Source organism: Empedobacter sp. UBA7252, from assembly GCF_002472765.1.
Taxonomy (GTDB): domain Bacteria; phylum Bacteroidota; class Bacteroidia; order Flavobacteriales; family Weeksellaceae; genus Empedobacter; species Empedobacter falsenii_B.
This window is the reverse complement of the sequence record NZ_DKSQ01000002.1, coordinates 81,322-104,678: the sequence shown is the minus strand read 5'-3', so window position 1 is coordinate 104,678 and position 23,357 is coordinate 81,322. Positions and strand designations below refer to the sequence as shown.

The window sequence follows — 23,357 nt, the reverse complement described above, 5'->3', positions numbered from 1 at the left end:
TTAACAAGGGGAAGATTACAAACTATAATAAGTCCAGAAATTAAAAAATAATTGAAAGAGCTATATCCTATTAATATAAAAAAGAAATAGGCAACTACTGAAATTAATGTGACAATTTTCCTTAGAGCACCATCTTCCATTGAAGGAATAAAATGGGTATTAAATATTATCATTATAAAAACTCGTCTTCATCATCAAAATCATCTTCCATTTCGTCGTCGTCAGGAGGATAATCTTCGATAAAAACTTTGAATAATCTTGGACAAATGATTTGCAAATTGGTTAAATTTTCGTCATCCCAATCAAACTCAGGTTTTGGAGATTTTTCGGTATAAAATTTAAAACATTCTTTGTCTACAAAGTCAATAATTTTGTGTTCGAATTTTTCATAGAAAACATTATCAGCGATTAAATGAAAATCTTCAAACTCATATAAATCATCTTCGTTGAAGCCTTCGTTAAAATAATCAGCTAAATTATCAGGATTCAAAATTGCCTTTTCAAACAATTCTTGTCCTTGCGAAATAATCCAATTTTTGAAATAATAGAAATGTGTTGGATCTGTATCATCATTCATAATACAAGCTGCACACCATATTTCAGGCGAATGTAATGAATAGGAGTAGAACTCTAATCGAAGTTGAAAACCAATAATATCCTCGGCAGTTAGATCTTCTAATTCTTGTTCCAAAGCCTTTTCTTGATCTTGCAAATTATTGGCATTGAGCAAAGAATTTTCTATAATTTGCCAAAACAAATCTTCTTCGAGCATACGCGAAATGCGCTCTGAGGGAAGGGTTGAAGAGTTAAACAAATCATCTAAAAAATCCATATTTCTACTTTTTAGTTTGTATTTAGTTGGTTTTGATTCGTAAAAAATTATCTAACGTTTTATTTCTTAAACCTTTAATTGATAAAACATTTTAATAAAATCTTTTTATAATTTATAAATAAAATATGATGAAACCTATTAATTTTTAAACTATTTACAATTTTTAAGGTAATTGTTTGATTTTGTTTAAACTAAAAAATGTCTAATTCGAAGTGGAATTAGACTTTTTGGTTTTAAATATTTTACTCAATAATATGCGGAACAAAACGACTTTTATCGGTTGTAATAAATTGGTCACTTTCGCGGAACGTAATTCCACACGATTCTTGCCCAATAATCCAACTTCCGATAATGGTATAACCTGTTTCTTCGTGATGTAAATTAGCCAAAGCTTGATAAATAAAACCTTCTTCGCCATATTCGCCAGAAGTTTGCTCCGAAATAGCTCCACTTTTTACAACTTCTACATTTGCGCCTTCACGAGATAACAATGGTTTTTTGACATAATTCTTCATCTCTTTTGGTGAATCTGTATAAGCTTCTAATAATAATGGATGATCTGGATACAATTCCCATAAAATTGGTAAAATAGCTTTGTTCGAAAGAATCATTTTCCAAGCTGGTTCTATCCAATTTGCGTTGATTTCATCATTTTTGATGTTGTATGCAAACAACTCGTTCATCATCCATTCCCACGGATAAAGTTTGAAAATATCTGTAATTGGTTCTTCTTCTAAATCAACAAAATTGACATTATTCCAACCGATTTCGTCTACATAAATTAATTTGGTATTAATTCCGGCTTGTATCGCACAATCTCTGATATATTCGATATTCGTCAAATCTTCTAACGATTCTCTCACGCAAGAAAAATGCAAGGTTTCACCTTTCAAATAAGGTTTTAACATTTTCCATGTTTCAATTAATTTATCGTGAACAGAATTGAATTGATCTTTTGTTTCTCCAAAATAATTTTCCATCCAAAACCATTGTACAACACCACATTCAAACAACGAAGTAGGTGTATCAGCATTGAATTCTAACATTTTCAATTGATCATTATCGTAAGCAAAATCAAAACGTCCATAAATACTTGGCGCATCATTTTCCCATGTATCAATCAAATAAGGTTGAATAAATTTTGGAATTTTAAATTCGTCCAAACGATTATTTTGAATCACATGTTCGACAGCATTCAAGCACATTTCCCACAATTCGTTTGTCGCTTCAAAGATTTTATCCGCTTCTTTTTCCGAAATAGAATAGTAATAATCTTCTACCCAATAGGTTTGTTTATTTTCGTCTGTATGATAGCCAAAGCCAATATTTTCTAACCTTTCTTGCCAGTTTTCGTCAGCTTTTATTCTTTTTAATTGCATAAAATTTGTTTAAGATGAAACTGAACGAGAAGAAGCAGATTTTCCGAATCCACCGCGAACAGTTTGACTTTTATACGCTTGCGCTTTTGCTGCGTTTGTTCCGACGTTAGACTGTTGATGCAAACCTTGACTTGCATAGCCCATTCCGCTGCCAGTTAAGCTACGAAAAGCCATAAACCAAAGCAACGAACTTCCCATTCCACCGTGATGCGAACCACCAGAATGAGATGCATAATTTGACGTAACATCTGTGTAAGGAGCAGTAGAATCTGCACGCATATATACCTTTTGTGCATTGTTCGTAACAGGCGCTTCTTCACGATTCATACACGAACTAAGAACCGAAGAAATTAACACTAAAGTCACGACTTTACTTGCTCTTTTTTCTCTTTTATTCATGATAGATTATTGAATGGTTACGTAAATAGGAATTTTGGTAGAATCGGTAGGTGTATATTGTTTGTGCGTAATCAAAGTATCTACTTTTTCTGCAATCATCAAATCGTTTGACCAAATTTTTTGTTTGGTAATATGTAAAACAGAGTCGCCTTTAGTTTCGGTTGTCAATACAACTTCGCGAGCCGATTTTTTATCAATTTGTTCTAAATTTTGATTTTCGTTTTGATTAGATTGACACGCAAAAAAAGTTGTCAATGGTAGTGTTACTAAAAGTATTTTTTTCATGTTTCTTAGACTTCTAACAAAGTTACATTATTTCACAAAAAAAGCATAATTCAGAATTTCTGAATTATGCTTTTTGAAAAAGTATAGTCTTATTATTTATTATTCTAATGATTCAAAACTAATAATTCTTCTTTTTTCATAGAACCTGTTTGTTTCAATCTTGTATGCCAAGAGAACGCTTCTTCTAAGATATGTGGCGTTTGACCACCTCTTTCTGCACAAGCTCTTTCGAAATAAGATAATAATTCACCTTTATAATCTGGATGAACACAGTTGTTGATAATTTCGATTGCTCTTTCGCGTGGTGCTAAACCTCTTAAATCGGCTAAACCTTGCTCTGTAACAATAATATCTACATCATGTTCTGTGTGATCGTGATGAGAAACCATCGGAACGATAGAAGAAATATTTCCACCTTTTGCGATAGAAGCAGTAACAAAGATTGAGATAAATGCATTACGAGCAAAATCTCCAGAACCTCCAATACCATTCATCATGTGTGTACCAGAAACATGAGTTGAGTTTACGTTACCATAAATATCACACTCTAAAGATGTATTGATTCCAATAATTCCTAAACGACGAATAACTTCGGCTGAGTTAGAAATAGATTGAGGACGTAAAACAATTTTATCTTTATAATTGTCGATGTTTCCTATAACACGGTCATAACATTCTTGAGAAACTGTCATAGAAGATGCCGAAGCAAACTTCATTTTTCCAGAATCAATTAAGTCAAATGTAGAATCTTGTAAAACTTCTGAGTACATTACTAAATCTTCAAAATCAGAATGTTCTAAACCACCTAAAACAGCGTTTGCAACTTTACCAATACCACATTGTAATGGCATTAATGATTTTGTAAGACGACCTTCTTCAACTTCATTTTCGAAGAATTTCACAATGTTTTGAGCAATTGCAGCAGTCGCTTCATCAGCTGGTTGAATGTCTCCTGGAGCATCTTGAATGTCGTGAAAAACAATTCCAACAATTTTAGAAGGATCTACTTTTATTGTTTCTGTTCCAATTTTTGTATCACAAGCAGTGATGTTAATTGGTGTACGTTTTCCATATTCTTCTACACTATAAATATCGTGAATACCTTTTATATTTGTAGGGATAGACGTGTTAATCTCAATGATTAATTTGTCTGCATTTGCAGCAATTTCAGCATTATTACCGATAGAAGTTGTAGGTACTAAAGAACCATCTTCTAAAATTTCAGCAACTTCTAAAACACCTAAATTAATTTTAAATTGTCCATCTAAAATATGTTCAGCAGTTTCTCCTAAATGCTGATCGATAAATAAAACATTACCTGCATTTATATTTTTACGCATTACAGTGTCTACTTGGAATGGTAAACGTTTTTTTAATGCTCCACTTTCTACTAAAGCTGCGTCTGTACCATGTCCTAATGAAGCTCCTGTTACTAAAGTGATTTTTAAATTTTCAGATTTGGCACGCTCCGCAACAGCTTTTAATACAACTTTTGTATCGCCTCCTCTTGTAAAACCACTAGAACCAACAGTCATTCCATCTTCAAAAAATTTGGCAGACTCCTCTGCTGTCATTACTTTTGACTGTAAGTTAGTTAATTTTATTCTTTCCAACATAATGCAACTTTTTCTTTCTAATACTATTCAATAATTGTTCCCTTCTGAACGAAGGGAATTACAAATATTGGATTAATTAATAAAAAGTTAATATTAAAAATAGTCAAATAATTATCTATTTCGGACATTTTTATTTGTGTACATTATACATCATATCAAATAAATTATTATATTAGTTCGCAGATTAAAGAAACTATGAATATACATTTGGATAATAAGTTCGAAACACGATATTACCTAACCGAAATTGACAAATTACCAACCTCAATTTTCTGTTACCATAAGGAAATTTCGGAAGCATACGTGGTAGAACATAAACATAACAAAGCGCAATTTCTTTATTGTGAGGGAGGAATAGTTTATGTAAAAATAGGAAAAGATACTTTTTATTTACCTGCAAGACACTATATGTGGATACCGCCTCATGTGGAACATAGTATACACCCAAATACACCAGAGGTGATTATGAGAAATTTATATTTCCCTATTAATGAAAGTGATAATTCGTTTTATAAAAAAGTAGGAATCTATCCTGCTGATGGATTGTTGTTAGAGCTTTTATTATTTTCTAACCAATGGAAAGGAGATATTGTTCCAGAAAACAGAAGCGAATATGTAATTGCACAAGCTTTTAAAGAAATATTACCTAAAGTAAGCAAAAGTAGTTTACGATTAGCTCTTCCATTACCACACGACGAACGTCTGAAAAAAATCGTTCAATTCTTAGATGATAATATGGATTCTTCGATTACAATGAAGAAAATTACAGCCGAATTCGGTTTCTCTGAACGATCATTATCACGATTATTCCAAAAAGATTTGAATATGACATTTGTTCAATATTTCACTATTTTAAGAATGTTACGCGCTTTACAATTGTTAATTGATAATACGTATTCAATCAGTGAAATTTCGACAATGGTTGGTTACAATAGTTTACCAACATTTAGTAATACATTCCAAAAAGTAATTGGAGTTCGTCCAACAGATTACTCAAAGAAAAAAGATATATTATAAATTAAGGTATGAAAATTTATCAAGTAAGTGGATTAGGCGCAAACGCAAATGCTTTTCGAAATCTACGCTTGGAACAAGATTTTGAGCAAGTTTATATTCCTTGGTTAGATCCAGAGAAAGATGAAACTTTGGCTCATTATACCGAAAGATTATTAGATAAAATAAATCCCACAGAAGATTTTCTTTTGATGGGATTATCTTTTGGTGGAATAATTGTGCAGGAAATGAATCGTTTTATTAATCCAAAACATACATTTCTGATTTCGACAGTGAAGAATAGGGCAGAGCTTCCGAAGTTATTTCGATTCTCGGCTTCTATTAATGCACATAAAATAATTCCGATGAGTTTCTTAACTTCGGATCGGACATTTTCGTACATGATGATGCGAAAATTATATTATACTGATCGAGAAAAAGATAATATTGACGATATTTTTGAGTTTCGAAACAAAGAATATTTAAGTTGGTCGATTCATAAGATTGTAAACTGGGAACATTCTACAGCTTATCATGAAGAAAATATTACACATATTCATGGTACAAAAGATATTGTTTTTCCGATTGAATATATCAAAGATGCAATACAAATAGAAGGCGGAACACATATTATGGTGATGCAAAAGCCAAAATTAGTGAGCGATGAAATAAATAAAGTATTAATCACTTTATAACTAAAAAAAGCTTGAACATTTGTTCAAGCTTTTCTGATTTTATACTTCTTCTGTTGTATTTTCTTCTTCAAAATAGCTTTTTTCTAAAGCGAAATTTTCAGCATTGATGACATCAAATTCGCCAATTTTTGTACGACGAAGTGCTGTTAAATATCCACCAGAATTGACTGCTTTTCCAAAATCAAAAGCCAAAGAACGAATGTAGGTTCCTTTGCTACAATTCACTTCAAAATCGACAAAAGGTAAATCTATTTTTGTAATTTTAAAATCGTGAATCGTTATTTTACGTGCTTTACGTTCTATTTCTTGACCTTCGCGAGCTAATTCATATAAACGTTTTCCATCTACTTTTACCGCTGAATGCATTGGCGGAAATTGTTCAATTTCTCCAACAAATTGTTTTGTTGCTTCGCGAATAATTTCTTCTGTGATATGATTTGTCGGAAAAGTTTCATTTTCTTCCGATTCTAAATCATAGGTAGGCGTTGTAACACCTAATTTAATTGTACCAGTATAAGTCTTTTCTTGCGCCTGAAATTCATCAATGCGTTTTGTCCATTTCCCTGTACAAACCAATAAAAGTCCAGTAGCTTTTGGATCTAAAGTCCCAGCATGTCCAACTTTTATTTTCTTTAAGTTATATGCTTTTCTAATGTTCCAACGAATCTTATTTACAACATCAAAAGATGTCCAATCAAGTGGTTTATCAATCAAAAAAACGTGACCTTCTTGTATTTTTTCTACATTCATCTTATTTGTGCTGAATCATTGTAGTTTCTACTGAAGCGGCATTGTCTTTTTCTGCTTGTGTTGGAGAATTATATGAGAAATAAATCAATAAAATAATTCCGATGATTATTCTGTACCACCCCCAAAATTTGAAACCATATTTTGTTAAAACTGCGATAAATGTTTTCACTGCGATTAATGCTACAATAAATGCTACAACATTTCCAATTAAGAATAATATAATATGGTTTTGATCTTGTAAAATCATTTCATAACCTTTCATTGGTGTTGCAGTATCTTCTCCCCAAGTTTTAACAAAAATAGAATAAACTGTAACCGCTAACATTGTCGGAACCGCTAAAAAGAATGAAAATTCTGCAGCTGCTTTACGCGATAAACCTTGTGTCATACCACCAATAATAGAAGCGGCAGAACGAGAAGTTCCAGGCATCATCGCCAAACATTGCCAAAAACCAATGATAATTGCTTGTTTTAATGTGATGTCTTTTTCATCATTAATTTTAGGATTTTTGAACCATTTATCTACAAATAATAAAATGATTCCTCCGAAAACTAACATTCCAGAAATAGCAACTTGATTTCCTAAAACAGCCTCGATTTTATCATCGAATAGTTTTCCTAAAATAAGTGCAGGAACAACCGCACAAGCTAATTTGATATAAAAATTGAAATTGAAATTTTTGAAGTCAAAGAATTTTTTCCAATATAAAACTACGATTGATAAAATTGCTCCAAATTGTATCGAAACTTGAAACATTTTTAAGAATTCGCTTTCTGGCATTCCCATCAAAGCTGCTGTGAATCCCATGTGTGCTGTAGAAGAAATTGGTAAATATTCGGTAAGACCTTCTATTATAGCAATTATAATTGCTTGTAAAGTATTCATTATTTTTCTTTATTCGGATTGATTAAAATGGCATAAATCTCGACGATGAAACCAACGACAACTAAAAATGGCGCTAATCTAATTCTACGAAAAGAATAGATTTCGTCGTTCCAATAATTTGCATCCCACGTTCCATCTGGTCTTGTGTTGGCATCGTGTCCTGTCATTAATAAAAATCCAAGACCAATTAGTGCAACACCAATTGCCATGAAAATGTAATTTCTTTTTCCGAATAAAAAAGTAAAACCAGCATCATTTGTAGATGCTGATTTTTTTGTTGTATCGATAGAATTTGATTTCATTAATAAAGTTGATCAGTTTTTAATCTTAAATAACGCCATGCAGCAAACAATGTACTAAATACGGCAATGACAACTCCAATTCCAATTAAAATAATAATAAGTGGAGTGAAGCTTGGGTTCCAAAGTACTAAACCAACTTTTGTTGCTAAAATGTACCATAAGAAACCTAATCCTACAGCTGCAATAAATGCTGCTAAGAAACCTAAAACTGCGGCTTCTATCAAGAAAGGTTTTACAATGAAACGTCTACGCGCTCCAACTAATTGCATTGTTTTGATGCTGAAACGTTTTGCGTATATTTTCAGACGAATAGAGTTGTTGATTAATACAACAACGATTACCAAGAAGATAACAGCAAAAATCATAATCCAGAATGTAATTTTATTGATGCTGTGGTAAATCGTTACCATCGCTTCTTTGTCACTTTTTACTTCGTCTACAATCGGATTTTTAGCCAATACCTTATTAATAGAATCAATTTGTTCAACAGATTGTATTAATGCAGGATTCAATGTAATTTGAACTGATGCAGGGAAAATACTTTCTTCGAAGAAATCGCTACCATCCGTACCCAAATCTTTTTTCGCAATTTTAGCTGCATCCTCTTTGCTGATATACTGTGTAGCTTCAACAAAAGGATACTTCACTTTCAACGAATCGATATAAGATTTTTGTAAATCAAGCTCCTTATCTTTTAATTTTGGATCTTCGACATCTTTAAAATATGCCTCGATTTTTAACTCTCTTTTTAGATGTTCTGCGTAACTTTGTGCATTAATGACAATTAAGCCGAAAATACCTAATAGAAATAAAACAAGCGAAATACTAATCACAACAGTGATGTTAGAAGATCGCAGTCTTTTTTTCTCAAATTTATCGTTCGTTTTTGACATTTGGGTTAATTTTGGGGCTAAGATAAAAAAAACTTATTTCGCAAGAAAGATATTCCGTATATATTCTACGGTAAGTTGGTTAAAGAAAACTTAAAATTTAGAATTTTTGAAAGTAAAAGCTAAAAAACATTTAGGTCAGCATTTTTTGAATGATGAAAATATTGCACGAGACATCGCCGAAGGGTTAACTTGGGAAGGTTATGATCGTGTCTTAGAAATTGGTCCAGGAATGGGCGTGTTGACAAAATATATTTTACAAGCAAAGAAAAATATAGAGGTTGTGGAGATTGATACAGAATCAGTCGAATATTTAAAAGAATATTATCAACCATTTTACCCAGGATTTAAAATTCATTCCGAAGATTTCTTGAAAATGGACTTTTCATCAAAGTTTGATGAACAAATTGCTATTTTAGGAAATTTTCCGTATAATATATCTTCGCAAATTATTTTTAAAGCTTTAGAAGAGCGTTACACTGTTCCCGAAGTTTGTGGAATGTTTCAGAAAGAAGTTGCCGAACGTATTGCATCAAAAAAAGGTACAAAAGATTATGGTATACTTTCTGTTTTAGCTCAAGCGTATTATCATTGTGAATATTTGTTCACTGTTCCAGAACACGTTTTTACACCACCACCAAAGGTGAAATCGGGCGTTATTATTATGAAACGCTACCGAACAGAAATTGAAGGAGTTGAACAGAAACGATTTTTTCAAGTGGTAAAAGCTGGTTTTGGACAAAGAAGAAAAACGCTTCGTAATTCGTTGAAGGCTTTGGGTATTCCTGAGGATTTAAACGATCACGAGTTTTTGAATATGCGCGCAGAACAATTATCTGTCGAAGATTTTATTGAGTTAACGAAAAGAATGAAATAGATTATGGAGGTAAAAATTACAAAAGATTTTATTGAACATTTAAACGAAAGTATTAATCAGCAAAATGCAAAAGCAGTTAAGGAGATGTTGCAAGATTTGCACCCTGCTGATATTGCTGAATTGTTTGATGAGCTTTCGACCAAAGAACAGTCTTTTGTAATTGATTTACTCGATAATGAAATTTCTGCTGATATCCTTCTTGAATTAGAAGAAGATGATCGACGTAAATTCCTGAAAACGCTTACTGCAAAAGAAATTGCCGAAGATGTCATCAATGAGATGGATACCGATGATGCAGTTGACGTTATCAATGAACTTTCTGATGAAAAGAAAGATGAGGTAATTGCACAATTAGAAGACCAAGAACATGCCCGTGAAATTGTAGATCTTTTGCGCTATGACGAAGATACGGCTGGAGGTTTGATGGGAAAAGAGTTGATAAAAGTTAACAAAGATTGGTCGGTAATCACAGCGGTAAAACAAATGCGAAAACAAGCTGAGGATTTAGAAGAAGTTTTCTCGATTTATGTAGTTGATGAAGATGAAAAATTACTTGGAACATTGAGTTTAAAGCGTTTGTTGACAACTTCTGCGAACACTAAAGTGGCAGATGTTTACAATGAAAAGATCCAATATGTAAAGACCTATACAAAAGATATGGAGGTTGCGAAAGTAATCGAAAAATATGATTTGTACGAAGTGCCTGTAGTGGACGAGTTAACGCGTTTGGTAGGTGTAATTACGGTGGATGATGTGATTGATGTGATTCGTGAAGAAGCTGAAGAAAATTATCAATTAGCAGCCGGGATTACTCAAAATGTCGACTCTGATGATAATATATTGAAATTAACTCGCGCTCGTTTACCTTGGCTTTTATTGGCTTTGGTAGGTAGTTTTGTAGCAGTTAATGTGTCGCAAAGTTTTAGCGATGCGATGAATTTGTATCCGCAATTATTCTTTTTTACGCCGCTTGTTGCTGCCATGGCAGGAAATGTTGGTGTGCAATCTTCTGCGATTATTGTGCAAGGTTTGGCGAATAGTAATATTTCGGGTTCTATTTGGAAAAGATTAGGAAAAGAAATGTTATTAGCTTTATTGAATAGTACATTATTAGCTTTTGTACTTTTATTGGCGACACATTTCTTGATGAGCACAAGCTACGAAATTTCTTCAACCATTGTTTTAGCTTTAGTTATTGTGATGATTTTAGCAAGTTTGATTGGGACATTTATTCCAATTATGTTGCATAAATATGGTGTTGATCCTGCTATTGCAACGGGACCATTTATCACAACAAGTAATGATATCTTTGGTTTGTTGATTTACTTTTCGATTGCGAAAATGATTTTAGGATTTTAAAAACCTTAAAAATGAATAAGTTGAAAATTATAGGAATAACGACTCAAACGTCTAATAATGATAGTCAAGCGATTGATGATTTAGGAAAATTGTGGCATCAATTTTTCGATGAGAATATAATTGCTAAAATTCCAAATGCAATTAGTTCTAATATTTATTCTGTTTACACAGATTATGAAAGTGATTTTACAGGAAAGTATATGACAATTATTGGTTTAGAAGTTTCTTCATTAGATGAAATTCCAGAAGGTATGGTTGGTCGTGAATTTGAGCCACAAACATTCAAAAAATATATTGCCAAAGGAGAATTGCACGAAGCAGTTGGGAAAACTTGGACAGAAATTTGGAATGATGATGCAAATCTAAATCGCACGTATAAATATGATTACGAATTGTACACCGAAAAAGCTCAAAATCCTGCTGATGCAGAAATTGAGATTTATATTGGTGTAAAAGAATAGTAATTAATACTGATATATTAGAAAATAATATTAAAAAAATGAGCTGAAAGTAAAACTTTTCAGCTCATTTTTTATTTTGGATATTTTGTAGGATTTCTATGCGCATTAAAAACTGCATAAATAAAAAAGTTTTTTCTTCTTCATTAGTTTCAAAAAAAAACAAATAAGGAAAAGATCTAAAAGGTTTTGAACGCAAATTTCTATAGTTCACTTGATAGAAAGGATTATTTCCAAAGTTTCCAAAACTTAAGATTTTGCCGCAGATGTAGAAAAGTTTGAATAATAAGAAAGAGCTTGTTCAATATCTTGGGCAGCTTCAGAAGAAATTCTAGTCTTATAAATCATATTTTTCGTGTAATTCTTTCAATACATCTTTTGCGTTCATAATTATTAATTTTACAAAACAGTTGTCGTTCTAACAAAGTCACAAAAAGTATACCTCATTATATAATCAAGATTTTGTGTAATATTTCTGATTATTTTTTCAATAAAATCTTAAACTCAGTTCCCGTTTCTTTAGATGATTTAGCTACAAATATTTTTCCTTTGTGATAATCTTCGATAATTCGTTTTGCTAATGATAATCCCAATCCCCAACCGCGTTTTTTGGTAGTAAAGCCAGGTTGAAAAATCTTTTTCTGCAATTTGGTCGGAATTCCAGAACCTGTATCAGCAATAGAAATTTCGACAAATTTACCTTTCGTTTTTATATCGATATCCAAAACGCCTTTATTTTGCATTGCATCAGCGGCATTTTTCATCAAATTTTCGATAACCCAACTATATAAAGAAGAATTAAGATTGATGTTAAATTCATCGACATCGGTAGTAAAGTTTAATTCAATTCCTTTCGAAATGCGTTGCGAAATATAATCCACTGTTTGTTTGGAAGTTGAAATAATATCAGTTTGTTTGAGTTCAGAAGTTGAACCAATTTTCGAGAAACGTTCGGCAATATGTTTCAATCGATCCACATCTTTTTCAATTTCTATGACTGAAGTTTGATCGATTTCTTCCAATTTCAATAATTCGACCCAACCCATCAACGAAGAAAGTGGTGTACCAATTTGATGTGCCGTTTCTTTTGCCATTCCAGCCCATAAATAACTTTTTTCGGTGTCACGAACTGTTTTGAAATACCAGTACGAAAATCCAAAAAACAGTAAAATCAATAAAATAATGATGAGTGGATAATATTGTAATTGATTGAGAAGTTTTGAATTTTTGAAATAAACATAATTTTTAGTTCCGATTAATTCAACATCAATTGTTTGTTCCGACGATTTCATTTTGTTGACATATTTTTTTAATTGAACCGAATCTTTTACGATGGATTCATCAATATTTTTGGTGTCTACAATAATGCCTTTTTCGTCTACAAGTGCAACAGGGATCGATTTGTTGTCTTCAATTAATTTGAATAGAAAATCTTGCGTTTTCGGATCTAAAAATTCTGATGAGCTTATCAACTCTAACGATCGCGCATAATTCTCTACACGTTTGTGTTCTTCACGTTTTAGCTCTTGTACAATTTTATTACTCGACCATATTGTAATAGCGAAAATCACAAATATTATAAAGAAGCCAATCCAACGTTTGTTTATTTTTTTTGTTAGAAAATTTCTCATCTAAATGTAAAATCTTTCTTAAATTTATATCAAATGTAATGATTATTTGATTATAATATATTTTTATGGCGAGATAAGATAAATATGATGAAAGTAATTTTTTTTAAAGCCTTAAATAGTTTATTTTTGTAGCTAAATCTCATAGAGAGTAAAATTTATGGATCGTTTTTCGTTTTTAAATGCCGCTCATTTAGAGTTTATAGGCGACTTATATGATCAATACGTCCAATATCCGGATAGTATTGAACCAAGTTGGAAAGCTTTTTTCCAAGGGTATGACTTTGCGAATGCAACATATGATGGAGAGCCATTATTTGCACCAGCAACACAAACAGCTCCTAACAAAGCTAGTCAAACAACGCAAGCAGTAGTTAATCCTGCAGTAGTATCTCAAGTTCCAGACAACGTACAGAAAGAATTTAAAGTAATCAATTTGATTGATGCTTACCGTTCTCGTGGACATTTGTTTACTAAGACTAACCCAGTTAGAGCGCGTAGAACTTTTGAACCTTCATTAGACATCAAGAACTTCGGTTTGACAGATGCCGATTTAGGATTGACATTCAATGCTGGTGAAATTTTAGGTATTGGTGGACCAATCACTTTACGTGAAATCATTGGACACTTAGAAAACATGTACTGCGAATCTATCGGAATCGAGTATATGTATGTAAGAGAACCTCAAAGAATTAATTGGATTCAGAATTGGTTAAACCAAAACTTGAATCAACCAAAATTATCTAAGGAGGAGAAAGAACGTGTTTTAGAAAAGTTGAATGAAGCAACTGCTTTTGAAAACTTTATGCACACGAAATATGTTGGACAAAAACGTTTCTCAGTAGAAGGAAATGAATCTTTAATTCCTGCTTTGGATACATTGATTAACCGTTCTGCAGATCACGGCGTACAAGAGGTTATCGTAGGGATGGCTCACCGTGGTCGTTTGAATGTTTTGGCTAACATTTTTGGAAAATCATATTCTCAAATCTTTTCAGAATTCGAAGGAAAAGCTTTTGATACAGATTTAATGGCTGGTGATGTTAAATATCACATGGGATCATCAAATCAAATCAAAGCATTGAATGGAAAAGATATCCGAATCAATTTAGCACCAAATCCATCTCACTTAGAGACTGTAGATGCAGTTGTAGAAGGGATTACACGTGCAAAAGTTGAGGAAGATTACAAAGATGATTATTCTAAAATTATTCCAATCTTAATTCATGGTGATGCTGCTGTAGCTGGACAAGGAATCGTTTACGAGGTTGTTCAAATGGCAGGATTAGACGGATATAAAACAGGTGGTACAGTACACGTTGTGGTAAATAACCAAGTTGGGTTTACAACAAACTATTTAGATGCGCGTACATCTACATATTGTACAGATGTTGCTAAAGTAACATTGTCTCCTGTAATGCATGTAAATTCTGATGATGTAGAAGCGGTAGTTCACGCTTTCCGTTTTGCAGCAGATTATCGTGCAGAATTCGGTTCTGATGTATTCATCGATTTATTAGGATACCGTAAATATGGACATAACGAAGGTGATGAACCAAAATTCACTCAACCTAAATTATATAACTTAATCGCTAAACACCCAAATCCTCGTGAAATTTACAAGGATAAATTATTAAAAGAAGGTGTAATAGGAGAAGAAATCGTTAAACAAAAAGAAGCAGAATTTAAAGCTCTATTAGAAACGAATTTCGAAGCTTCTAAAGAAATTGAGCGTAATCACATTTTCCCTTTCATGCCAGAAGAGTGGGAAGGATTTGAAATTGCTGATGATGCAAAAGTTTTTGAACAAGCAAATACTTCTTACGACGAAGCAAAATTAAAAGAAATTGCAAAAGCTGTTTCTACAGTTCCTGAAGGTAAAAAATTAATCAAAAAAGTTTCTCGTTTAATTGAAGGACGTGGAAAAATGATTGAGGAAGATAAAATTGACTGGGGATTAGGAGAAGCTTTAGCTTTCGGTTCTATCTTAACAGACGGACGTAACGTGCGTGTTTCTGGGGAAGATGTAGAACGTGGAACTTTCTCTCACCGTCATGCGGTTGTAAAAACTGAAGACACAGAAGAAGAAATTATCTTATTAAACCATATCAATAATGAACAAGGTCAATTAAGAATCTATAATTCATTATTATCTGAGTATGCAGTTTTAGGTTTTGATTATGGATATGCAATGGCAAATCCTAAAGCGTTAACTATTTGGGAAGCTCAATTTGGAGATTTCGTGAATGGAGCGCAAATCGTAATCGACCAATATATTTCTGCAGCAGAAGATAAATGGAAATTACAAAATGGTTTAGTAATGTTATTGCCTCATGGATATGAAGGGCAAGGAGCAGAGCACTCTTCAGCACGTTTAGAGCGTTTCTTACAAATGTGTGCTGGTAACAATATGTTTGTTGCAAATATCACAACTCCAGCTAACTTCTTCCACGCATTAAGAAGACAGGTTGTAACAGATTACCGCAAACCATTGGTTGTAATGTCACCAAAATCATTATTACGTCATCCATCAGCAGTATCATCATTAGCAGATTTCGCAAATGGAGGTTTCCAAGAAATCATCGAAGATGTAACAGTAGATGCGAAAAAAGTGAAAAAAGTAGTTTTCTGTTCAGGAAAAATCTACTACGATTTAGACAAAAAACGCCAAGAATTAGGTGATAAAGAAACTGCAATTATTCGTTTAGAGCAATTATATCCTTTAAATGAAGAAAAAGTAGATGCTATCATCTCTAAATTTGGTAATGCTAAATTGGTTTGGGCACAAGAAGAACCAGAAAATATGGGAGCTTGGATGTATATCTTACGTAAGTTAAGAAAATATCCATTCGACGTAGTTTCTCCAGCAGAAAGTGCTGCAACAGCACCAGGTTCAAGTAAACGTTGGGCTGCAATTTACGAAGAGGTAATTAATAAAGTATTCAATTAAAAAATAAAGCTAATAGATATGTTAGAAATGAAAGTCCCATCACCAGGGGAATCAATCACAGAAGTAGAGATCGCTACGTGGTTAGTAAAAGACGGTGATTACGTAGAAAAAGACCAAGCAATTGCTGAGGTTGACTCAGATAAAGCAACATTAGAATTACCAGCAGAAGAAAGTGGAATTATCACTTTGAAAGCGGAAGAAGGTGATGTTGTAGAAGTAGGACAAGTTGTTTGTCTTATTGATACATCAGCTGCTAAACCAGAAGGAGGAAGCGCTCCAGCTGCAGAAGCACCAAAAGCTGAGGTTAAAGAAGAAGTAAAAGCTGCTCCAGCTCCAGTTGCTACGCCAGCACCTGCTGCTCCAGCTGCAACTTACGCTACGGGAACTCCATCTCCAGCGGCTAAAAAAGTTTTAGACGAAAAAGGTATCGATGCTTCTCAAGTAAAAGGTTCAGGACGTGACGGACGTATCACTCAAGATGATGCAGCTCGTTTTACACCAGCAATGGGAACTTCTACTCAAGGAACTCGTGCTCAATCAGAGAAAAAATTATCATCATTACGTCGTAAAATTGCACAACGTTTAGTTTCTGTTAAAAATGAAACTGCAATGTTAACTACATTCAACGAAGTTGATATGTCTGCAATTTTTGCTTTACGTAACCAATATAAAGACGAATTCAAAGCTAAACACGGTGTTGGTTTAGGATTCATGTCTTTCTTTACAAAAGCAGTTACACGCGCATTAGAGTTATACCCAGACGTAAACTCTATGATTGACGGTGACTACCAAGTAAAATTTGACTTTGCTGACGTTTCTGTTGCAGTATCAGGACCAAAAGGTTTAATGGTGCCAGTTGTACGTAATGCAGAAAACTTAACTTTCCGTGGTGTTGAGCAATCTATCAAAGATTTAGCAATCAAAGTACGTGACGGAAAAATTTCTGTTGATGAAATGACAGGAGGTACATTTACAATCACTAATGGTGGTGTATTTGGATCTATGATGTCTACACCAATCATCAACCCACCTCAATCAGGTATCTTAGGAATGCACAATATCGTTGAGCGTCCAGTTGTTAAAAACGGACAAATTGTTATCGCTCCAATGATGTATGTTGCTTTATCTTATGACCACCGTATCATCGACGGACGCGAATCTGTAGGATTCTTAGTTGCTGTTAAAGAAGCGGTAGAAGATCCATTAAACGTATTAATGGGAGGTGACGCTAAAAGAGCTTTAGAATTGTAATACATAAAACATTCTAACAATCCATAAATTGAAAGCCATTCGAAAGAATGGCTTTTTTGGTTTATAAGTTGAGATTACCTAATTCTCCCTTCCTCTTCATTTACTTTATTCTCTTTCGAGATGGTTTTATTCAATCGGCCAAAATTATATTTAACACTAACTGATAGTTCTTGATAATCGACTAAAAATAGATTTTTAGAACTTATTTTATCATAATTCAGTGTTTCGCTAAATTTCATTTGTTTGAATAAATCATTGAAACGAATAGAAAAATCAAAGTTTTTGTATGATTTTGTCAATCCAAGATTAACGATAACTTGAGAATTTCGATCATAAATTCCTTCAGTTCGTTTGCTTAACCAATATCCATCAACCATAAAGTTGAAATCTTTTCCCAATTTGAAATTGTGATTAGAGTATAAATAGATATACGGAATCGATTTTTTTAACACAGCTTTTTCATCAATTATTTTACTATAAATTATAGCTAAACTAATTTGTGTTGACCAAAATTTATATTCGAATGGAACATCCAAAGCAACAGAAATGTTTTTTTCTTTTTCGAAATTAATCGTTGTAAATGTTGAAATATTTCTCACATCATTATAAATTAATGTATAATTCATCGGATTTTTACTTTGATAATACGTCACATTCATGTTCCATTTTTTTAATGAATAATTCGCTGAAAATGTGTCGGTGTAAGTAGGTAAAATATTAAAATTTCCACTGTATTCGATATAAGGACTTCCGTACAAATTCCCAGAAGAAAGATTGCTGTAATTCGGTCTGTCAATCGTACGTTTATAGTAAATTGTTAACGCATTTTTATTATCAAAAGTGTAATTAATTTCTGCATTCGGAAACCAATCGATGTATTTTTTATCAATATCCGAAAGTTGTTTTATTTCATCAAGACCTTTAGAATTAGTCGTTTCTGTTCTTAATCCAGCTTTATAATTCCATTTTTCATAATTTTTAGTGTATTGCAAATAGGCGGAAAGATTCAGTTCTTTGAAATTATAAAGAAATTCTTCTGATGATTGTTGAGGAAAAAATGTTTCATTATTCGTCTCAGATTTAGCGTGTGTAAAACGTCCTCCAAATTCAATTTTTTGATCAGATTCAAACTTTTTCTCTACATCAAATTTTCCTGCAAAAACCTTAAGACGATATTTTTGATAGCGCGATTGATTGTATTCGACATCATTCTCATTAATCTTATTATAAAAATCATATGTTGTTCCTGTATTATAAATCGTGTATTGTAATCCTGTTAAAATACTTGCGTCAATTGATTGAATATTTTTATTGTAATTCACCAAAGTATTCACAAAATTTCGATGATTTTCATTATCATTTAACGTTAAAATAGATTGATTTTCATTGTTTTCGGTATATTCTGTTTTGGTATCAAGCAAACCTTTATCTTTTCTAAAATTTGAATTAATAGCAAACGAAAAATAATCTCCAGATTCATTTAATTCCTGAAAAAAGCTTGTGTTTACAATAAAATGTGGACGTTTAGTTTGCGATTTTATGAAATAATTGGACTGAATATTTTTGTCTTTTATGCGATAATCGAATCCATTTCCTTCCCACGGATTTAGTTGATTATAAGATGCGTTCAGTTTAAATTCGCTTTTATTTTTACGAATTTGAAAAGTCGAATTGAAATAATTATTAAACTTTCTTTTGAAAGATAATGTTTCTTGCAAAGTCAATTTTAAACCTTCTTTTTTACTTTTCTTTAGATTAATTTTTACGATAGATTTTCCATTTGCTTCATATTTAGCAGAAGGGTTTTTGATAATTTCAATCGATTTTATGTCCTCAATTGCTAAACTCGAAATGGTAGAAAAATCAACTTGTTGATCGTCCAAATACAACAAAGGATTTCCTTTTCCAATAATCGTCAATGTTTCTTGATCTGCGCCTAACATGACGCTTGGTAATTTTGAAAATAATTCTTTAGTTGTAGCAAGTTTATTAAAATTTGAATTGGCGACATCAATATTATAATTGCCATTTTCTATTTTGAAAGTTTCTTTTTTTCCATTGATTATAACTTCATCAATTTGTACAGTTTCATCAATATTTAAGTGAAATGTTTTATTTTCGTTTAAATAAAAAGGTTCTTCATCTTGAATATTATTGTCATAAATAACAGAAATTAAATAGATTTTAGGTTCTAAATTTTCAAAGTTAAATTTAGAATTTTCAGTTTCAATTGTTTGAATAACATTTTGAAATTCATCGTATAAAATAACTTTTGCGTGAATTGTTTTTGACTCTTTTTCTGATGAAATATAGCCTGTAATCGAATATTTTTCTTGTGCAAAAGCAAAAGAGCTAATCAAAATGAGAATTAATTGTAGAAACTTCATAATAAAATTGTGTTGATTATTGTTTTACTTACATTTAGAGGAAGTAAAATTTTTGTTTGAACAATTTTAATTTATATTTTTAAATGTTTTTTATCAACTTGGTGTCAAATGATAATTGTTTACAATATTATTTAAATTAAAGAAATACAATATGTTACGTTTTATGATTTCGGGAAATAGGTTTCTTAAATTTATTATAGTTATTCTATTCATATTCAGTTCAGTAAATATGTTTGGAAAAACACAAAAAGATAAAGCTGAATTTTTGCGTCAAAAAAATAATGATTTGGTTGAAGAAAATCTTCGAATTATTGATTCAACGATTTCAACAGCTTATCGATTGAATGATAAAGTTGTGTTGAGTGAAGCTTATATCGAAAAAGGAAATTATTTTTTGGAGCAACGTAATTACAATAATGCATTGAAAAATTTCACCATTTCGAAACAACTATCAACTGAAATAAAAGATGATTTTACATTTTATTCTTCGCTTGTTGGAATTGCGAAAACAAAAGAAAACTTACATGAAATCAAGGAATCTATAGTGTTATACGAAACTTCTTTATCATATTTCGAAAAGCATAAACAGCAACCAAAATCGTTCAGCATTTATCTTTCCATTCTTGGGAAATTGTCTTATTTATATAGCAAAACAAATCATCTGAACAAAAGTGATTATTACAACAAAATTGAATTATCTGAAACGGTTGATACGGTAAATTATCAATATGCTTTGAAGAATAAAGGAATTATTGATTTCTACAAAAAAGATTATAATTCGGCATTTAATACATTGAAAAAAGCACAACAAGCTTTCTGGAAGCAAAATGATATCAAATGGTATGTGATTTCGGAGCAATTTTTAGGTGAAATTTTATATCAACAAAAGCGAAATAGAGAAGCAATCCAATATTTTGAAAATGTTGTGGAATTCTCAAAACAATATAAAATTCTTGATGAAGAACTGCGACTTTCTTATGAACGAGTAGTTGAATACAACGAGAAATATGGAAATAGTCGAGATAAATTATTATCTGTAAATAATTTATTGTCTTTTGATAGTTTATTTTATGTGGCTGATCATACTGTTTTGAAACCAAATCTCGAGAAATATGAAAATACATTCCTGAAAACTGAACGAAATTTATTGAAAGAAAAGAATCAAAACTTCAAAAGATCTTCATTTTTTGGTTTAGTAGTAATTCTATTTTTTGGTGGAATTGTTTTTTATAAAATGAATCAAAAACATCAAAAAAAGAAGAATTATTTACAAAAATGTCTTGATGAAATAACAATACTTGAGTTAGATATTAAGGAAGAAAATCAATTAGAAAAAACAAAATTCGAAGTTGAAATTGATGAAGATTTCGAACAAAGTTTGCAATTATTTGAAGAACAAAAGTTATTTCTAAATCCAAAATTTTCGTTGAATGATTTGGTTCTAGAATTGAACGCCAATCGAACAATTGTGTCAAATTATATTAATCGTTCGAGATCGAAAAATTTTAACCAATATATCAATGAATTGAGAATTAATCATCTTTTGAAACGAATTGAAAATGAGCCAAATCTCAAAAAATACACAATTGATGCGTTGGCAGAAGAAACAGGTTTTAATTCGAGAAAGACTTTTTCAGATGCTTTTTTGGAACATACAGGTTTTCGTCCGTCTCAATATTTACGGAATATTCTTAAATAAAAAAAGCAATCCAATTGGATTGCTTTTTTACTATTATATGAAATTGATTAATTGACTTTACTTAATGTACGAATTCTAATTTCTTGTAAAACATCTTCTACAGACATTCCTACATATGCACCTTCTTCTACAATTGGGTATAATTGATCGTAAGACATAATACGTGTATTGTCGATACGTAAATTTACGTGATAACGATTGAAATCTCTGTGAGATTTAACACCTGTTGCAGAAATTAACTCAGATAAAATATGCATTGTTTTCTTGTGGAAATTATACATACGAGTTGCTTTATCTTCTACGTCTAAACCTTTCATTAATTCACGATCTTGCGTCGCAACACCAACAGGACATGTATTTGTATTACATTGTAATGCTTGGATACATCCTACAGCCATCATCATTGCACGAGCCGAATAAACTAAATCCGCACCAATAGCCATTGCACGAGCAATGTGGAAAGAAGAAATAATTTTTCCAGAAGCTACAACACGAATATCTTTTTTAAGACCATAACCACGTAAAGTATCAACTGCAAAAGCTAAACCATCTAACAAAGGCATACCTAAAGAGTTTGAAAACTCTACAGGAGCAGCTCCAGTTCCTCCTTCACCACCGTCAATTGCAATATAATCTGGTTTGATACCCGTTTTAATCATTGCTTCACAAATCTCGATAAACTCACGTTTAATCCCAATACACAATTTAAATCCAACTGGTTTTCCACCTGATAATTCTCTTAATTGTTTGATGAAATGTAACATTCCTTCTGCATCAGAGAAAGCTGAGTGAGATGGAGGAGAATCAACAGTTGTATATGGTTCTACAGCACGAATCTTAGCGATTTCTGGAGTATTTTTATTTGCTGGTAAAATTCCTCCGTGACCTGGTTTTGCACCTTGAGAAATTTTCAACTCAATCATTTTTACATTTGGTAAAGTAGCGCGTTCTACGTACTTATCTGGATCGAAACCACCATCAGTAGCACGACAACCAAAATATCCTGTACCAATTTGCCAAATCAAATCTCCACCTGGCTGTAAGTGATATGGAGAAATTCCCCCTTCACCTGTATTGTGCGCAAAATTTCCTAATTTAGCACCTTTGTTCATCGCTAATACAGCATTTTCACTTAACGAACCGAAAGACATTGCAGAAATGTTTAATAAACTTGCTAAATAAGGTTGTTTACATTCACTTCCACCAACTTTTACACGTGGATCATCAGCATGTTTGATTTTTCCTGCATACATCGAGTGATTTAACCACTCATATCCTGGTTCATAAACATCTAATTGCGTCCCAAAAGGAACTGTGTCAATTACATTTTTTGCACGACGATACACCATACTACGCATCAAACGGTCAATAGGTTTCCCTTCAGTATCCGTTTCAACAAAGTATTGCATAATTTCTGGACGAATACTTTCTAACAAATAACGTCCATGTCCAATAATTGGAAAGTTTCTTCTGATAGCGTGTTTTGTTTGCGAGATATCTGCAAATCCTAAAGCAATCAAAGGAAGAATAATTATTAAAGACCATAAGATACCTGGCCAAAAATAAGAGATTACTCCAATTGCAACAAGAGTAACGATAGATCCTACTACGAAAAGTTGTCTTACTTTCATAAGTAAAAATTTAAATGATTTTGATTAAAAATTTGGTGTCAAATATATCTAAAAAAACTCGGTTTAACGCCTATATTTCTGAAATAATTT

General features: G+C 32.0%; 20 protein-coding genes. 8 read left to right on the top strand and 12 right to left on the bottom strand.

Annotated elements, in window-relative coordinates:
* Nucleotides 1–172 precede the first annotated feature (172 nt).
* From B2X73_RS01265 to B2X73_RS01245, 5 genes are all read right to left on the bottom strand, one after another.
* Nucleotides 173–832: a DUF4240 domain-containing protein gene (locus B2X73_RS01265; RefSeq protein WP_286496108.1), complete on the bottom strand. Its 660-nt coding sequence runs from the start codon at nucleotides 830–832 to the stop codon at nucleotides 173–175.
* Nucleotides 833–1,074: 242 nt separating this feature from the next.
* Entirely contained in the window at nucleotides 1,075–2,211 is a 1,137-nt protein-coding gene (locus tag B2X73_RS01260; protein WP_286496109.1) for a glutathionylspermidine synthase family protein, read from the bottom strand.
* 9 nt (nucleotides 2,212–2,220) lie between these two features.
* Nucleotides 2,221–2,610: a hypothetical protein gene (locus B2X73_RS01255; protein WP_219034280.1), complete on the bottom strand. Its 390-nt coding sequence runs from the start codon at nucleotides 2,608–2,610 to the stop codon at nucleotides 2,221–2,223.
* A gap of 6 nt (nucleotides 2,611–2,616) precedes the next feature.
* The gene (locus tag B2X73_RS01250) at nucleotides 2,617–2,895 is read right to left on the bottom strand and encodes a hypothetical protein (protein ID WP_280035742.1); all 279 of its coding nucleotides are present in this window, start codon (nucleotides 2,893–2,895) and stop codon (nucleotides 2,617–2,619) included.
* Nucleotides 2,896–2,999: 104 nt separating this feature from the next.
* Complete coding sequence (locus tag B2X73_RS01245; RefSeq protein ID WP_286496110.1) at nucleotides 3,000–4,511, bottom strand: succinate CoA transferase; 1,512 nt, start codon at nucleotides 4,509–4,511, stop codon at nucleotides 3,000–3,002.
* 195 nt (nucleotides 4,512–4,706) lie between these two features.
* Between B2X73_RS01245 and B2X73_RS01240 the strand changes: the two genes are divergently transcribed.
* Together B2X73_RS01240 and B2X73_RS01235 are read left to right on the top strand one after the other, a co-directional pair.
* A complete protein-coding gene (locus B2X73_RS01240) occupies nucleotides 4,707–5,528 on the top strand; it encodes an AraC family transcriptional regulator (RefSeq protein WP_180906175.1) in 822 nt (273 codons plus the stop codon).
* Nucleotides 5,529–5,536: 8 nt separating this feature from the next.
* Nucleotides 5,537–6,199, top strand: coding sequence for an alpha/beta fold hydrolase (locus tag B2X73_RS01235; protein ID WP_114999497.1), 663 nt, complete (start codon nucleotides 5,537–5,539; stop codon nucleotides 6,197–6,199).
* A 39-nt stretch (nucleotides 6,200–6,238) separates the two neighbouring features.
* Here B2X73_RS01235 and truB read toward each other — a convergent pair whose 3' ends face one another.
* Genes truB through B2X73_RS01215 form a run of 4 tightly spaced genes read right to left on the bottom strand, consistent with a single transcriptional unit; the run spans nucleotide 6,239 to nucleotide 9,030 of the window.
* Nucleotides 6,239–6,949, bottom strand: a complete 711-nt coding sequence (gene truB / locus B2X73_RS01230) for a tRNA pseudouridine(55) synthase TruB (RefSeq protein ID WP_125349728.1) — start codon at nucleotides 6,947–6,949, stop codon at nucleotides 6,239–6,241.
* 1 nt (nucleotide 6,950) lies between these two features.
* Entirely contained in the window at nucleotides 6,951–7,835 is an 885-nt protein-coding gene (locus B2X73_RS01225) for an undecaprenyl-diphosphate phosphatase (protein WP_125349727.1), read from the bottom strand.
* Entirely contained in the window at nucleotides 7,835–8,137 is a 303-nt protein-coding gene (locus B2X73_RS01220; protein ID WP_052217597.1) for a DUF3098 domain-containing protein, read from the bottom strand. The genes B2X73_RS01225 and B2X73_RS01220 overlap by 1 nt, the downstream gene beginning before the upstream one ends.
* Nucleotides 8,137–9,030, bottom strand: a complete 894-nt coding sequence (locus B2X73_RS01215) for a cell division protein FtsX (protein WP_221855311.1) — start codon at nucleotides 9,028–9,030, stop codon at nucleotides 8,137–8,139. Before B2X73_RS01215 ends, B2X73_RS01220 begins: the two co-directional genes overlap by 1 nt.
* Nucleotides 9,031–9,136: 106 nt before the next feature.
* Between B2X73_RS01215 and rsmA the strand changes: the two genes are divergently transcribed.
* From rsmA to B2X73_RS01200, 3 genes are read left to right on the top strand one after another with little or no spacing between them, the layout of a single operon-like run.
* Nucleotides 9,137–9,904: a 16S rRNA (adenine(1518)-N(6)/adenine(1519)-N(6))-dimethyltransferase RsmA gene (gene rsmA / locus B2X73_RS01210; RefSeq protein ID WP_038332430.1), complete on the top strand. Its 768-nt coding sequence runs from the start codon at nucleotides 9,137–9,139 to the stop codon at nucleotides 9,902–9,904.
* Nucleotides 9,905–9,907: 3 nt separating this feature from the next.
* Nucleotides 9,908–11,263: a magnesium transporter gene (mgtE, locus tag B2X73_RS01205; protein WP_280046030.1), complete on the top strand. Its 1,356-nt coding sequence runs from the start codon at nucleotides 9,908–9,910 to the stop codon at nucleotides 11,261–11,263.
* A gap of 11 nt (nucleotides 11,264–11,274) precedes the next feature.
* Nucleotides 11,275–11,724, top strand: a complete 450-nt coding sequence (locus B2X73_RS01200; protein ID WP_219034286.1) for a GyrI-like domain-containing protein — start codon at nucleotides 11,275–11,277, stop codon at nucleotides 11,722–11,724.
* A 476-nt stretch (nucleotides 11,725–12,200) separates the two neighbouring features.
* Here B2X73_RS01200 and B2X73_RS01195 read toward each other — a convergent pair whose 3' ends face one another.
* The gene (locus B2X73_RS01195) at nucleotides 12,201–13,352 is read right to left on the bottom strand and encodes a sensor histidine kinase (RefSeq protein WP_219034287.1); all 1,152 of its coding nucleotides are present in this window, start codon (nucleotides 13,350–13,352) and stop codon (nucleotides 12,201–12,203) included.
* Between the two features lie 157 nt (nucleotides 13,353–13,509).
* On the opposite strand from B2X73_RS01195, the gene B2X73_RS01190 reads away from it, so the two are divergent.
* Together B2X73_RS01190 and odhB are read left to right on the top strand one after the other, a co-directional pair.
* Nucleotides 13,510–16,299, top strand: coding sequence for a 2-oxoglutarate dehydrogenase E1 component (locus B2X73_RS01190; protein WP_219034288.1), 2,790 nt, complete (start codon nucleotides 13,510–13,512; stop codon nucleotides 16,297–16,299).
* 18 nt (nucleotides 16,300–16,317) lie between these two features.
* Nucleotides 16,318–17,550 (top strand): 2-oxoglutarate dehydrogenase complex dihydrolipoyllysine-residue succinyltransferase, encoded by a 1,233-nt coding sequence (gene odhB / locus B2X73_RS01185; RefSeq protein ID WP_185096030.1) that lies wholly within the window; start codon nucleotides 16,318–16,320, stop codon nucleotides 17,548–17,550.
* A 74-nt stretch (nucleotides 17,551–17,624) separates the two neighbouring features.
* Here odhB and B2X73_RS01180 read toward each other — a convergent pair whose 3' ends face one another.
* Nucleotides 17,625–19,937, bottom strand: coding sequence for an outer membrane beta-barrel family protein (locus B2X73_RS01180; protein ID WP_286496114.1), 2,313 nt, complete (start codon nucleotides 19,935–19,937; stop codon nucleotides 17,625–17,627).
* Nucleotides 19,938–20,166: 229 nt separating this feature from the next.
* Between B2X73_RS01180 and B2X73_RS01175 the strand changes: the two genes are divergently transcribed.
* The gene (locus tag B2X73_RS01175) at nucleotides 20,167–21,636 is read left to right on the top strand and encodes a helix-turn-helix domain-containing protein (protein ID WP_291095496.1); all 1,470 of its coding nucleotides are present in this window, start codon (nucleotides 20,167–20,169) and stop codon (nucleotides 21,634–21,636) included.
* Nucleotides 21,637–21,683: 47 nt separating this feature from the next.
* On the opposite strand, the gene B2X73_RS01170 is transcribed toward B2X73_RS01175, so the two are convergent.
* Nucleotides 21,684–23,267: an FMN-binding glutamate synthase family protein gene (locus B2X73_RS01170; protein ID WP_286496116.1), complete on the bottom strand. Its 1,584-nt coding sequence runs from the start codon at nucleotides 23,265–23,267 to the stop codon at nucleotides 21,684–21,686.
* Nucleotides 23,268–23,357: the final 90 nt, after the last annotated feature.

Excerpts from the sequence above, each read along its gene's own strand:
- B2X73_RS01265 (WP_286496108.1), bottom strand. The coding sequence starts at position 832 with ATGGATTTTTTAGATGATTTGTTTAACTCTTCAACCCTTCCCTCAGAG.
- B2X73_RS01260 (WP_286496109.1), bottom strand. The coding sequence starts at position 2,211 with ATGCAATTAAAAAGAATAAAAGCTGACGAAAACTGGCAAGAAAGGTTA.
- B2X73_RS01255 (WP_219034280.1), bottom strand. The coding sequence starts at position 2,610 with ATGAATAAAAGAGAAAAAAGAGCAAGTAAAGTCGTGACTTTAGTGTTA.
- B2X73_RS01250 (WP_280035742.1), bottom strand. The coding sequence starts at position 2,895 with ATGAAAAAAATACTTTTAGTAACACTACCATTGACAACTTTTTTTGCG.
- B2X73_RS01245 (WP_286496110.1), bottom strand. The coding sequence starts at position 4,511 with ATGTTGGAAAGAATAAAATTAACTAACTTACAGTCAAAAGTAATGACA.
- B2X73_RS01240 (WP_180906175.1), top strand. The coding sequence starts at position 4,707 with ATGAATATACATTTGGATAATAAGTTCGAAACACGATATTACCTAACC.
- B2X73_RS01235 (WP_114999497.1), top strand. The coding sequence starts at position 5,537 with ATGAAAATTTATCAAGTAAGTGGATTAGGCGCAAACGCAAATGCTTTT.
- truB (WP_125349728.1), bottom strand. The coding sequence starts at position 6,949 with ATGAATGTAGAAAAAATACAAGAAGGTCACGTTTTTTTGATTGATAAA.
- B2X73_RS01225 (WP_125349727.1), bottom strand. The coding sequence starts at position 7,835 with ATGAATACTTTACAAGCAATTATAATTGCTATAATAGAAGGTCTTACC.
- B2X73_RS01220 (WP_052217597.1), bottom strand. The coding sequence starts at position 8,137 with ATGAAATCAAATTCTATCGATACAACAAAAAAATCAGCATCTACAAAT.
- B2X73_RS01215 (WP_221855311.1), bottom strand. The coding sequence starts at position 9,030 with ATGTCAAAAACGAACGATAAATTTGAGAAAAAAAGACTGCGATCTTCT.
- mgtE (WP_280046030.1), top strand. The coding sequence starts at position 9,908 with ATGGAGGTAAAAATTACAAAAGATTTTATTGAACATTTAAACGAAAGT.
- B2X73_RS01200 (WP_219034286.1), top strand. The coding sequence starts at position 11,275 with ATGAATAAGTTGAAAATTATAGGAATAACGACTCAAACGTCTAATAAT.
- B2X73_RS01195 (WP_219034287.1), bottom strand. The coding sequence starts at position 13,352 with ATGAGAAATTTTCTAACAAAAAAAATAAACAAACGTTGGATTGGCTTC.
- B2X73_RS01190 (WP_219034288.1), top strand. The coding sequence starts at position 13,510 with ATGGATCGTTTTTCGTTTTTAAATGCCGCTCATTTAGAGTTTATAGGC.
- odhB (WP_185096030.1), top strand. The coding sequence starts at position 16,318 with ATGTTAGAAATGAAAGTCCCATCACCAGGGGAATCAATCACAGAAGTA.
- B2X73_RS01180 (WP_286496114.1), bottom strand. The coding sequence starts at position 19,937 with ATGAAGTTTCTACAATTAATTCTCATTTTGATTAGCTCTTTTGCTTTT.
- B2X73_RS01175 (WP_291095496.1), top strand. The coding sequence starts at position 20,167 with ATGTTTGGAAAAACACAAAAAGATAAAGCTGAATTTTTGCGTCAAAAA.
- B2X73_RS01170 (WP_286496116.1), bottom strand. The coding sequence starts at position 23,267 with ATGAAAGTAAGACAACTTTTCGTAGTAGGATCTATCGTTACTCTTGTT.